Raw genomic sequence first — 12,820 nt, 5'->3', positions numbered from 1 at the left:
TTACTTCTTTAAATTTCCAATGGCAGAGTTTGAAAATTGTGTTAAAATTTTAAGCTTAGCCGCTTCGTGAATTCGATTTTCTGCAAACCGTTTTGCTGCCTCATGAGTTGATACATTTTGTTTATCGGATTGAATAAAAATCGTTTGTAAAGTTTCTGCGATTCTTGCAATTTCTATTTCGACTTTTTCGGTGCTGTATCCTGTAATTTCATTGGCTACATTAATAAGCCCCCCTGCATTGATCACATAATCTGGAGCATACAATATATTTAAATCTTTTAACATTTTTGAATGCTTTTCTTCGTCTTCAAGTTGATTATTCGCACATCCTGCAATCACTTTAGCTTTTAATGCTTGAATATGAGAGTCGTTTAATGTTGCTCCCCTGGCACACGGCGCATAGATATCAACATCGAGTTGGTAAAAATCTTGTTCAGACACTATTGTTGCACCATATAAATTTTGAACTTCTTTTAAGCGATTCTGATCAATATCAGTCACAAAAATTTTTGCGCCCTTTTCGTGAAGCATACGGCACACATGTTTACCAACTGAACCAATTCCTTGAATCGAAACTCGAATTCCTTTCAGTGACTCTTTTTTTAATCGATATTTGACAGCAGCACAAATGCCATGAACGGTTCCTTTTGCTGTCATAATGCTAGGATCACCACTCCCACCAAGATTGGAAGACACACCAGTGACAAATCTTGTTTCTAAACGCACTTGATCCATGTTTACGACATTTGTATTCATATCTTCTGCAGTAATGTAACGACCTCCCAAAGACTGCACAAAACGACCATAACTGCGAAACATAATCTCCGTTTTATTTTTTGGATCTGCAATAATAACCGCCTTGCCACCACCTAAAAAAAGTCCTGCACACGCCGCTTTATAGGTCATACCACGACTCAGTCGCAAGACATCTAATAATGCGGCTTCTTCGTCTTCATAAGGTAACAAACGGGTTCCCCCTAACGCAGGACCGAGAGTTGTATCATGAATCGCAATCACAGCTTTTAACCCTGCCGTGGGATCATGGCAAAAAACGATCTGTTCATGACCCATCGATTCAAGTGATGAAAACAGCTTCATGAATTGCTCCTATAAAAAATTTGTCGCAGTCACTAACACTCTTAAATTACTTAGTTTTTTAAAATAACTCATTTTTCACATAAAATTTTAAAGTTATATATAATAATTACTAATTTTCTTAAAAATAACAAGAAGTCTACCGAAAACAATTTGTCAGAAATGAGTCTCTTTAATATCAAATAATATATTAATTTTATTGGATTAATTTTCTATTTACAATCTGTATTTGCAATTATTTAATAATTATGATATATTATATAATAAGATAACTTGTGCGAGGTTTTTGATGAAGTTTATTTTTAACGGCACAAGCTTGCTACCTGCTAACCCTGGACCGGTTATAATTCAATAACTTGTCCATTTAGATATGGACAAGCTGTATAATTTAGTTTTTATAATAATTTTAAATATATTTATTCAAATTAAATCAAAAAAATTTATATAACGAATAGGTTTATTATGTTTACGACATTAAAAAAAATAAGAAATCATAATGTCATTCTTGTTTTTACAGTGGCATTTGCCATGTTTGTAGATTCAATGAGTTATGGTATTATTATTCCTTTACTCCCCATTTTTTCTGATAAAATTTTAATGCTCAACAACTCTCAAATTAGTTTTTTTGTAGCTTCATATGCAATTGGCTTGTTAACTTTTGTTCCATTTTTAAGTTATATCACTAATATTTTTAGTAACAAAAATACATTACTTCTTGGTAGTATCGTTTTAGTCATGTCAACTTTGTTGTTTCCAATTTGTTATAATTATGAGTTGTTACTTTTTTCAAGATTTCTCCAAGGAGCTTCAGCAGCAATAACGTGGACATCAGGTTTAAGTTTAATTGCCGAAAACGTAAAACCTCAGCATCGCTCAACGGCTCTTGCAACATCAATGGTGGGAGTTTCTGTTGGACATTTGCTCGGAGCGCCTTTTGCTGGTTTTCTTTACGAACTTGGAGGACTGTATCTTCCTTTTTTAGGAGTCATACTATTTGGTTTAGTGAGCATTCTCTTTATTTTAACACTGCAACCAATAACTTCTATTATTTACGATACAAGAAAATATAAAAATTTTAGATTTTTTAAGTTATGTTTAAATTCTCATATTTTAAAAGCACTGACTATTATTGTTTTATTAGAATCTTTTATGCTCTCTTTTTTAGAACCCAATTTATCCTTATTTGTCGCTCGAAATCTTCATGCAAGCAGTGAAACAATTGGATTATTATTTGGAACACAAGTTTTAGCATTAGGATTATTTTCTCCTCTCGCAGCTAAAATCTCAGAACATTACAAAAAGTTACCCACTATACTTTTTGGGTTATTTTTAAGTGGCATTGTTTTTATATTGATGTCAGTTGCGCAATCCATAAATGGATATTTTATTTTAATGGCAGTTCTTGGAATAACTTCGGCTCTTTGTGTAAGTCCTGTGCTGTCGGCATTTGCTGATGAGCTTGATAAATCAGAAATGAGAGGCTTGTACCACACTGCTTACGGTTTTTTTAATTTTATTTATTCTGTTGGTATGCTTGCAGGACCCCTTACAGGTTATATCACAAACGAACTGTTACCCTATTATTTGTCTTATATTTTAGTAGGATTTACTCTTATTTTATCTGTAACAATTTTAATTTTTTATTTAAATTCTAAACAGAGTCGGAAGGATTACACCCTGCAACAGCAGTCCACAAAGCCTGTTCATCCTCTGGAACCTTCGCAAGACAAATCTCAAGATTTTTCAACAACTGCTTAAGATCAGAGTTTGCTAAAATGTATGCAGATTCAATGATCTCTTGTTTAGATTCATAAACTGAATAAGATAAAATCAATGCATTATTAATCTTATCTTTAATAAATGCGTGTTGATAATAAGTACCCAACTCAATACCATTCATAAATGTTTTATAGTCTGTAGCAATTTTATTAAGTTTTCTTTGCCTTTCTGCTAAAAATAATTCTTCATTTTTAAATTGAGGGTTATTTTTAGAATCTTCATAAAAATTAGCCAAATCAATTTTAACTTTAATGAGATACTCTTGAAACTTTTTTTGTGCTTTAAGATTTTTTTGATAATCTTTAATATAATTTACTACATTTAACTTTAACTCAGGATGTGCTTCAAGAAATTGAATTGTCGCTTTTTTTGCAATAAAATCTGCAAGATTTTCATTAAAAGAATAATAGTTTGGTAAATAAAACGTTCTGTGCACAGATTCATGAATCAAAGTTTCAATAAATTGCGCCATTGAAGAATGATCAAGCATTGAAGAATACAAAGGATCGGGCAAATAACCAAGCAAAGAAAATGCTGAGATGCCTCCAACTATTGTATCTAAATTTTGCTCCACAAGGTTTTGTTTTTCAATGAGAGCTTTCTCACGACTAAAAAAACCTAAATAAGGTTGCTCACCAATAAATGGAAACCACCAAGTTTTCAATTTCAGTTCACGTTTTTCGGCCGCCTGCACAATCCACGTTACAGATGATGAGTTGAGCGCAATATATTTTTGATAACTTTTGCCTGGAGTTAATGCCAATTCACGTTTGGCATATTCAAGAACTGAAGGCACAATTTTTAATTTCTCGAGGCGATCGGGAGTTTCAGAATTATTTGCAATCACATCGTCAATTGGTTGTTGTTTTAATAACAATCGAAGTTGCCCATATCCCTGTTCAAAAGAATAGCAACCGTTTAATAGCAATGGAAAAAAAATAAAAAAAATGGATTTCAATTCAAACTCCTGAAAAATTAAAGTCGTTCTAAATTATTGTACTTGTGCAACTTGAGTTTGAAAATCTTTTTGAATTATTTTTTCTGGATAGCGTATCACTCTGACAACTTCTGTTGTTTGTAAAATCTCTTTTCCGGTTATGGGAGTCATAATGGATTCTTTGTCTGATACCGATTTTACTTGTAAAATTGCAATGGGTTTATCTGGAGGTGCATAAGAGTGTTTTTGTCCAAATGCTACAAATTGATCGCCTTCAATCACAGACTGAAGCTTGCCAAGATTTAAAGTAAAGTTATCATTTTCTTTTTTAATAATATGACCTTCAATTGGCAAATTAGAAATCAAGTTTTGATACATTTTTGCAGCCACTTTTTCTGATTCTGCCTCATTCTTAATTGGCATATTTTGTTCAAAAATAATTTTACCGGATTTGTCGTAAATCAGACCAGCTAACGTAAAATCGTTTTCCTCTTCAGACTCTAAATACTTAATTTCCATTAATACATCCAATTCGGATGCAAAAGTTGTATGCGCCCATCCTGTTTTTGCCATTTGATACGGAGAAAGTGCAATGGAGTTTGCCATCTTTAACACGTCATCAAAAATCATCCCACGTATTGAAAAATCATTCATAAATCGAGTAAAAAACTCACGTCTTAGCCTTCGCCAACTTTGATGAGTTTGCAATTCTCCAGATAAAATTGGTTCTACAAGTCCAATAGCAGGTTTATAGGGAGTTATTGAAGAAACATAAATAGTCGGAATATTATTATTAACTGTGTTAAGACTTAAGCTTTTTACTAATGTTTTTGAATCAATTTTTTGAGGCAATGCAAGGTTCTGCTCGATTTCTATTTGTACTTTTTCATCAATTGGTTTTTGCGTCACCACAAAGCCAGATAAGCCGGAAACATCAAGTTTCAAACCGTTTGCTAATAATTTACTTTTGTCAAAGCCTCGACCTATACCATAAGCAAAACTTTGTAACAAAAATTCTGTTGTTATTCCTTCTTGCATTTCAACTGAAAAAGATTTTTTTCCACTGCCCGCACTGAGTGGTTTTAATACAGTCACATAGGATGGCTTTTTAAAAATAAACGAATCGACTCTTCGATTTGTTGGAATTGAGACATTTAACATTCCTTTTGTATCAGAACTTCCTAAATATATGATACTCTGCGAAGCATTTTTAACCGCAAAAACATGAGCCCCTTCTAGTGGTAGTCCTTTTGCCGTGATTGCAATATTCAACGCCTCTTCAAATAAAACGTTTTTATTATTCACAATAGTTTTAAAAGATTCGTTGTTAAATTTTTTATATTCATGAAGATTTTTATTAAAGTTACTTTGAATTTTTGATGAAAAACTTAAAATTTCTTTTGACTGCTCGGGTAACAGCGTCGCCTCCATTTGATCAATTGAAATGGAATCTGTAAGAGGAATGTCTGGAAAATCAAATATAGGTATCAATGGCATTTCTTGTTGTATAAATTTATTATTTATTGCCTGATGTTTTAATTTCCAAGAGGAAAGTTTAATATTTAAAACCAAATCATGATCTTGCCACCATTTTGGTGGATTTAAATATTTTATTTCAGGATAATAAAGTGTTTCTATATTATGATTTTGCACAACAATTTTTAAAATTTCTATTTTTGAAAAATCCAATTGTAACTTCACCAAACCATTTTTAGGTGTTACAACTTCTGTAATTTTAAATGGATCCGATCGATATTTTCCAACCGAGTACAAAGTCACTAAAGAATTTTCGACAGGCATACCAGAATTTTCAACATTGACAGTGAGCGTTGCTTTATGAAAGAAAGAACACGATGTGACTAACAATATAACAATAATAAAATTAGCAGTAAAAAAATAATTAATCATTCTTAGCCTTTTAAAATAATTTAAATTCTATCTACAACTGCTATTCTAAAAAGAATAGTCGTGATTTTGCTGAAAATTATTTGGCTAACAATGAAAATTATGCCACTTCCTGAGTGTTGTTCTTTATCCGTTCGTGTTTGAGATCATGCAATACTTTTTGAATAAATTCTTCTGATTTTTTATTAGGCAACCTAAAACGCAAAGCCAATCTGATTGCAATAAGACAAATTATTGCAATACAGACAAAATCATAACCAAATGGGATTAAGCCACTTCCATTCCCATAGGTTCCTAAATAACTCACTATTCCTATGGCAATCATATAAAAAAGAAGCCACGTAAAACCTATTAAATTAAAAATAAACTTTTCTTTAGCCAAAACTTTATAGATTCCCAAAGCCACAAAACCAATCACAATAACAAAACTTAATTTGCAAATAATATCCCATCCACACCAAAACAACATCAGACTGCTAATATAAAAAGCAGTCATCGAAACGAATTTGTACGAAAAAATTTTAAAAGGTCGAGATAAATTAGGAAAATGATAGCGCAAAGTATATAAAGTAACAGGAATAACGGCATTACACAAACAAATTGCTGCTGAATAAAATGCCGCCATTTCTTTCCAATTTTCTAAAAACAAAAATAACAGCAAAGAAATGACAAAGCTCATTAACAGACCTTGCACTGGCACACGATTGTTTGATGATAAATTCTGAAAAAACTTTGGCAAATACCCATTTTTACTCATACAATAAGAAGCTCGAGCCGATGCAGCCATAAAAATAATACCGCTACCAAATGGAGAAATCAGCGCATCTGAGTAAAGAATGATTCCAAACCATGCAAGACCAATAATAACAGCCAACCCTGCAAATGGTCCTGCCTCACCAGTAAAACTCAATTTATCCCAACCATCCGCAATGGATTCTGGTGGCAATGCAAGAATAAAAGCCAATTGCAATAAACAATAGATAACCATACAAATTAACATCGAGCCTATAATTGCAATAGGAATACTTTTTTGAGGATTTTTAGTTTCTCCAGCTAAGGCAACACCGGGTTGAAATCCATTATACGACAGGATAATTCCCCCTATCGATAAAGATGCAAATAGTCCTTGCAGACCATTAGGAGCAAAGCCATGAATTGTGAGATTCTCAAAATTATGCGACTTGTAAAAAAATAATACAATTAATAAACAAGGGATTAAAATTTTCCAAATTGTGATGTAAAAACTTGTTTTAGACATTATTTTTGCGCTTGTCACATTGATAAAAAGCAGCACAGCAGTTAAAAAAAATGCCACCACATACCCTGACCATGTCAACCGTTCATCCTGAAAGAGAAAGGGCACAAAATTTGCTGCATATTGAATAACTGCGCTTACCTCTATAGGTATTATGACAATAAATGCAATCCAAGAAATCCACCCCAATAAAAAAGAAACAGAATGCCCATGCATAAAAGCCGGAAAAACACTCATGCCGCCAGGAACAGGAAATAACGTTGAAAGTTCAGAAAAACACAAAGCAATTATAATAATTGCCACAGCCCCAATAAGCCATGCCAAAACAGCAGCAGGACCTGCCATTTTTGACGCATACAGCGATCCAAATAACCAGCCAGAGCCAATTGTGGCGCTGACAGAGGCAAAAAGAATACCTGAGGTAGAAATTTCACGTTTTAATCCCATTTAAATCCTCGCGCAAAAAAATCGTTGCGCACGCACCGTACTACAGTTTTTATAAAAAAAAAATTAAAGTTATATTTTTTAAAAGCCCTATTAAAAAATTAAAAACTATTAGATTTTATTAATTTCTTAAATATAATAAATACATAGTGAATACTGCCAAAAATCACTATAAATAAAGGTTAAAAACTTAAACAAATAATGGCCTAAAGCTTTCGGGGGTTGCAAGTTTTACAACCGCTTCAAAAGAACGTGGAATATCAGAGCCTAACAATGACCCTTCAGGAATATATTCAAACAATTCAGCGTAGCTCCTTGATTCTGTATCACTAATTCTACGCATCACATGCCAAGGACGCAGTTCATGAGTGCCTTCTAAACCCATTGCTTCTATTATTTCAACCATACTTTTTATTGTTTCACTATGAAAATGCGAAACTCTTTTTCTTTTTTCTGTAACAACTAACCCTTGCATAAACTCCGGATCTTGGGTTGCAATCCCAGTAGGACAATCATTCGCGTTGCATTTGAGAGCCTGAATACAGCCTAAAGCCAGCATCATACCTCGAGCCGAATAAACCAAATCTGCACCCAGAGCTATTAATTTTATCATTTCAAAACCAGTTGTTACTTTTCCGGAAGACATAATTCTAATTTTTTTTCTCAATCCAAAGCCTACCAAGCTATTATGCACAAACATTAACGCATCAATTCCTGGAGTGCCAACTGAGTTTGTAAACTCTAATGGAGCAGCACCTGTCCCTCCTTCAGATCCATCAATTGAAATATAATCTGGTGTGATGTTTGTGAGTAACATTGCCTTGCAGAGGGCAATAAATTCCCATTTATTGCCAAGGCAAAATTTCAGACCAACTGGTTTCCCACCTGATATTTTTCTGAGTTTACCAACAAAATACATCATTTCAGTGGGCGTAGTGAATGCAGAATGCGCGGGAGGAGAAAGCACGTCTTTGCCAAGCGGTACACCTCGTATTTGTGCAATTTCAGGGGTTACCTTTTTTGCTGGCAAAATTCCACCATGCCCAGGCTTTGCCCCTTGAGAAAGTTTAATTTCAATCATTTTAATTTGTGGCGTGTGTGCAGCTTTTTTAATAAACTCAAGTTCATTAAATGTCCCATCAAGATTGCGGCAACCAAAATAGCCTGTCCCAATTTGCCAAATAATATCACCACCATTTTGCAGGTGATAAGGAGTCAAGCCTCCTTCTCCAGTATTATGGGCAAACCCTCCATCCTTTGCTCCACCATTTAAGGCAAGAATCGCATTTTTACTTAACGAACCATAACTCATTGCAGAAATGTTTAATAAACTTGCGGTATAGGGTTGTAAGCAATCTCTTCCACCAATCTGAATTCTTAAATTTTTAATATGCATTTTAGAAGGTTGGAGAGAATGATTGACCCATTCATAACCCACTTGATAGACATTCTTCTTTGTCCCAAAAGGAACAGAGTCTCTTGTTCCTTTTGCGCGTTGATAGACAACTGTTCTCTGCTCCCGGTTAAATGGCACACCTTCTGTGTCCGATTCTACAAAATATTGATAAATTTCTGGACGTATCGTTTCTAATAAATAACGGGCATGGCCAATCACAGGAAAATTTCGTTTTAACGTATGTGCTGTTTGCAGCAAATCATGAATACCAAGAAATATGATTGGCAGTATAATGATTAGCGACAATAAAAACCAGGGAAAAACAAAAATAGAAATAATATTCAGCAATATTAAAAATATAGATAACGTAATAAATATTTTCCGCATTGTTTCCTCAGTTTGCTAACAAAGTGGCTTTTTCTAATTGCTATTGATAGATTAAACTAATTCTTTTCATAACTAATAAAAGATTTGCGACAAAAAAATGATAGGAGTTTTTTGTTAAATATTCGTTAATTTAAATTATTAAAATGATAAAATCAGATAAGAATCAAAATACCTGTGCTTGCTTCTAATTCGAAAAAGCAATAGATCTGCATAGTCATGGGGGGCACATATGACGGTCAATGCGATTCTAGAATTTAAAAATGTAAAAAAAAATTATGGCAAAAAAAATATCATTTCTGAACTCAATTTTACAGTTTCAAAAAACGAAATCATTGTACTACTTGGGGTCAATGGAGCAGGCAAAACAACAACAATTAAAATGATGCTTGGACTCGAAACACCTTCAGCGGGAAGTATCTCTCTATTTGGACTCAACCCCACAAACCCAGAATCCCGTAAATCTGTTGGAATCACACCTCAAAATCTTGAATTTCCAGAAGGAATTAAAACCTTTGAAATCTTAGATTTTATTCATTCTCATTATCCCAATCCCAAACCTGTAAAAGAAATGATTAAAAAATTTGAACTTTCTTCATTTCTTCATCAAAAAGCCACTAAGTTATCCGGAGGACAAAAAAGACGCCTCGCCCTTGCCCTGGCCTTTATTGGCAATCCACAAATAGTCTGTCTTGACGAGCCAACAACAGGGTTAGATGTGGGTTCGCGGAAAATTTTACTTGAAGCAATTAAAGAATATTCCAAAAATGGCAACACTGTTTTTTTAACAACACATTATCTTGATGAAATTGAAAATATTGCAACTCGAATCATTTTTTTACAAGATGGTAAAATTATAGCAGACGATACTGTTGCTGCAATCAAGTCACTGGCAAACTCAACACGTGCAACAATCGTGTTTTATGCCAGCACTCATTTGGATTTTGCAACATACCGTCACGTTGTTTCTTTTGAAGTTGAAGAATCCAAATACACTCTTCAAACTCATAATGCAGATGCATTAATCTATGAACTCGTTAATAATAAAGTACCATTCAAAAACTTGAATATCATTAAAGAAAGTCTAGAATCTGCTTTTATCAATTTATCTAAAGGAAATACTTTGTGAAGCTAGCTTTTTTTATTTTAAAATTTTTTTCTTGGGTACAGTACGTAATATACCCGCGTTATTTTTTACATTAATTTTTCCACCTTTAATGCTTTTATTGTTTGCTCATCAATGGGAGGGAAAAAATCAATTGGGGGCGGTGATTGTATTTTTTAATTATTCCGTTCAAACCGTTGCACTGATGCTTTTGGGGATGGGAGTCACACAAGAAAAAAACTCAGAATGGGCAAAATATTTAAGAACTTTGCCAGTTAACATTTTACCGATGATCTTAGGTCGAATACTGCATACTTTAATGCTCTCACTTGCTAATATTATTTCTCTCTCAATCGTTTCTATTTTTATTTTAAACATGCATTTATCACCAGATAATTTATTATTTTTTAGTATGATTGCATTACTTGGTGCAATTCCAATGGCACTTTTAGGAATGACTATTGGTTATGCAACAACTCCAGAATCTTCTCGCAGTATATTCACCTTATTAAACTTGCTGTTGCTTTTTGGTGCTTTTGCCTTACCTGACTCTGGAATTTTTGGAATTGCACGAGAATTTATTCCTACCTATCAATGGGCACAGCTTTCTTTTTCGCATATTAACCCATTAATAAACCCGTTAACCCCAAGCTTGTGGTTAACGGGCTACTCAATCATTTTTTTAATTGCATTTCAAAAAATATATTCTCGCTCTGTTAATAAAAATTAAGCTTTAATTTGTGACAAGCGATCATTAACAACAAACCAATTGATATTTTTAAAGAAAGTATCAATATAAGATCCACGATTTGCTTTAAAATCTAGAAAAAAAGCATGCTCCCATGTATCCATAACAAGAATTGGGATGTGATTTAATGGAAAACCAATGTGATGTTCCATAATTTGCACATTTTTTAATTTACCTGAGGTGGTCTCAATACATGTGACAACCCATCCTGGCACCGCAAGCCCTGTCGCTTTGACATCGGCTTTCCAAGAATCAAGACTTCCAAAAGAAGATTTGGCAAGGTTTTCAAACTGCTGCGAAGGCGCGCCATTGGCTTGTAAGTTGTCAAAATACATTTCATGCAAATACGTTCCGTTGTAAGGAACACAATGGCGTCTTTTAAGCTCAGAAAACTCACCGAAACTATAATTAGATAAAGATTTATCCATTTTTTCTAATTTTTCTTCAATTTCATTGAGTTTTTTTACATAACCTTCATACAATCCAAAATGTGCCTCTAACTGCGAATCACTAATTCCATCAAGCTTACCGAGTAAATGTTTAAAACTTCTTATTTCTTTAGCCATAAATATGATCTCCTTTATTCTAATCATCAAGAAGGTTTCTATTAAAACACCAAAATAGTCGAACTGCAAACAACAACAAAATAAGTGTACAAGATTATTTATTACTCTGATTCTCTTGACTTATTGATGGTGTTACTTTTTTAGGAAAAGTTGTAGGATCCAATTTTAAAACATCGCCTACAACAATAGGCCGTTTTTCATCTTCATAACGAATAAATGCAATAGAAGAATCTATCTCTCCCTGAACTTCTGGTAAATAACGAATAACATGAATACGCGCGTCATTAGGACCAATTAATCGCATTCCTATTTCAAGACCGTAAGCACGCCCTCTATCTAAATATACCCAACCTCTAAAACGACGAATGACTTTAAATTCTTCTTTTTTTAAATCATGCAATTCTGGAAAAACTTTATTAACCAGTTGCTCAGCCAGATTTTGTGGATGAAAAGGAGCCGGAACATTTACATTTATAATTTCTTTATTTTTTTCGGCAAATACACCAGAGTTTATTTGCGATTTATAGGTAACAGTAGGCCAATTTAATTTTTTTTGTGACATTTGCGAAACAATTTGCACAATAATCAAGCGATGTGCCCTTCCAGGAAATGGCGCTTGAGATGGACTTTTTAATTCAGAAAGATAATTTCCTTTACAGACAATCTTTGATAAATTGGTCACATTCAAAATTCCTTTTTCTGCAAACTTTTCACCCACAAACAAATCAAAAATATGGCTCATTCGATTTTCAGATTGAAAATCATAAAACGAATTCACTTTAACTGGTGATAAATTTAGAAATGTTCTATTTGCAATATTTTCGAGCGAATTTTGACTATCTGGCAAAGGAAATGGTGCAACATTTTGCGTAAAATTCCATACAGAACCTAATTGCAAACAATCTTGGTACCTTATTAAAGATGATGCTTTCAAATACTCTTGGCTTTGCACACGACCAACCTGAAAAACAAAGTAAGTTGGCAAATAGGCATCAAATTTTTTATTCCAAGAGAAAATTCGAGTACCACGATAAGCTCCTTGTTTAATTTCTTGCACCAGTTGTGATTGCAAAATACCTAGTTGTGAGAGTTGTTTATCCTGATAATCACGCGCTGATTGTTTAATATTAACACTAATTTCAGGATTTTCAGAGATCATCATTGTAGGAGGTAAAATTAAAAAAGGCACAGTGACTCCTAAAAATT

The 12,820-nt window shown here is 33.4% G+C and carries 10 protein-coding genes; 3 read left to right on the top strand and 7 right to left on the bottom strand.

Features of this window, described 5'->3' with window-relative positions; translation table 11 throughout:
* Positions 1–1,098 carry a Glu/Leu/Phe/Val dehydrogenase dimerization domain-containing protein gene (locus tag Spiro2_RS05285; protein WP_338637531.1) on the bottom strand — a complete coding sequence of 366 codons (1,098 nt, stop codon included), beginning with the start codon at positions 1,096–1,098 and terminating at the stop codon, positions 1–3.
* 459 nt (positions 1,099–1,557) lie between these two features.
* On the opposite strand from Spiro2_RS05285, the gene Spiro2_RS05280 reads away from it, so the two are divergent.
* On the top strand, positions 1,558–2,853 hold the full coding sequence (locus Spiro2_RS05280; RefSeq protein ID WP_338637530.1) for an MFS transporter: 1,296 nt from the start codon (positions 1,558–1,560) through the stop codon (positions 2,851–2,853).
* On the opposite strand, the gene Spiro2_RS05275 is transcribed toward Spiro2_RS05280, so the two are convergent.
* From Spiro2_RS05275 to Spiro2_RS05260, 4 genes are all read right to left on the bottom strand, one after another.
* Entirely contained in the window at positions 2,747–3,832 is a 1,086-nt protein-coding gene (locus Spiro2_RS05275) for an aminopeptidase (RefSeq protein ID WP_338637529.1), read from the bottom strand. The two genes, Spiro2_RS05280 and Spiro2_RS05275, sit on opposite strands and share 107 nt — an antisense overlap.
* A gap of 33 nt (positions 3,833–3,865) precedes the next feature.
* Entirely contained in the window at positions 3,866–5,719 is a 1,854-nt protein-coding gene (locus Spiro2_RS05270) for a hypothetical protein (protein WP_338637527.1), read from the bottom strand.
* Between the two features lie 97 nt (positions 5,720–5,816).
* Positions 5,817–7,418 carry an APC family permease gene (locus Spiro2_RS05265; protein WP_338637526.1) on the bottom strand — a complete coding sequence of 534 codons (1,602 nt, stop codon included), beginning with the start codon at positions 7,416–7,418 and terminating at the stop codon, positions 5,817–5,819.
* A 187-nt stretch (positions 7,419–7,605) separates the two neighbouring features.
* The gene (locus Spiro2_RS05260; RefSeq protein WP_338637525.1) at positions 7,606–9,198 is read right to left on the bottom strand and encodes an FMN-binding glutamate synthase family protein; all 1,593 of its coding nucleotides are present in this window, start codon (positions 9,196–9,198) and stop codon (positions 7,606–7,608) included.
* 229 nt (positions 9,199–9,427) lie between these two features.
* On the opposite strand from Spiro2_RS05260, the gene Spiro2_RS05255 reads away from it, so the two are divergent.
* Together Spiro2_RS05255 and Spiro2_RS05250 are read left to right on the top strand one after the other, a co-directional pair.
* A complete protein-coding gene (locus Spiro2_RS05255; protein ID WP_338637524.1) occupies positions 9,428–10,324 on the top strand; it encodes an ABC transporter ATP-binding protein in 897 nt (298 codons plus the stop codon).
* A gap of 31 nt (positions 10,325–10,355) precedes the next feature.
* Entirely contained in the window at positions 10,356–11,030 is a 675-nt protein-coding gene (locus Spiro2_RS05250) for a hypothetical protein (protein WP_338637523.1), read from the top strand.
* Here the strand turns inward: Spiro2_RS05250 and Spiro2_RS05245 are convergent.
* Together Spiro2_RS05245 and Spiro2_RS05240 are read right to left on the bottom strand one after the other, a co-directional pair.
* Positions 11,027–11,614 (bottom strand): superoxide dismutase, encoded by a 588-nt coding sequence (locus Spiro2_RS05245; RefSeq protein ID WP_338637522.1) that lies wholly within the window; start codon positions 11,612–11,614, stop codon positions 11,027–11,029. The genes Spiro2_RS05250 and Spiro2_RS05245 overlap by 4 nt on opposite strands.
* Before the next feature lie 94 nt (positions 11,615–11,708).
* Positions 11,709–12,803 (bottom strand): hypothetical protein, encoded by a 1,095-nt coding sequence (locus tag Spiro2_RS05240; RefSeq protein ID WP_338637521.1) that lies wholly within the window; start codon positions 12,801–12,803, stop codon positions 11,709–11,711.
* Positions 12,804–12,820: the final 17 nt, after the last annotated feature.

The organism is Spirobacillus cienkowskii (assembly GCF_037081835.1).
Classification (GTDB): Bacteria; Bdellovibrionota_B; Oligoflexia; order Silvanigrellales; family Silvanigrellaceae; genus Silvanigrella; species Silvanigrella cienkowskii.
Note: the sequence above shows the minus strand (reverse complement) of the source record. Positions and strands in the feature narration are given on the sequence as shown.

Excerpts from the sequence above, each read along its gene's own strand:
- Spiro2_RS05285 (WP_338637531.1), bottom strand. The coding sequence starts at position 1,098 with ATGAAGCTGTTTTCATCACTTGAATCGATGGGTCATGAACAGATCGTT.
- Spiro2_RS05280 (WP_338637530.1), top strand. The coding sequence starts at position 1,558 with ATGTTTACGACATTAAAAAAAATAAGAAATCATAATGTCATTCTTGTT.
- Spiro2_RS05270 (WP_338637527.1), bottom strand. The coding sequence starts at position 5,719 with ATGATTAATTATTTTTTTACTGCTAATTTTATTATTGTTATATTGTTA.
- Spiro2_RS05265 (WP_338637526.1), bottom strand. The coding sequence starts at position 7,418 with ATGGGATTAAAACGTGAAATTTCTACCTCAGGTATTCTTTTTGCCTCT.
- Spiro2_RS05260 (WP_338637525.1), bottom strand. The coding sequence starts at position 9,198 with ATGCGGAAAATATTTATTACGTTATCTATATTTTTAATATTGCTGAAT.
- Spiro2_RS05255 (WP_338637524.1), top strand. The coding sequence starts at position 9,428 with ATGACGGTCAATGCGATTCTAGAATTTAAAAATGTAAAAAAAAATTAT.
- Spiro2_RS05245 (WP_338637522.1), bottom strand. The coding sequence starts at position 11,614 with ATGGCTAAAGAAATAAGAAGTTTTAAACATTTACTCGGTAAGCTTGAT.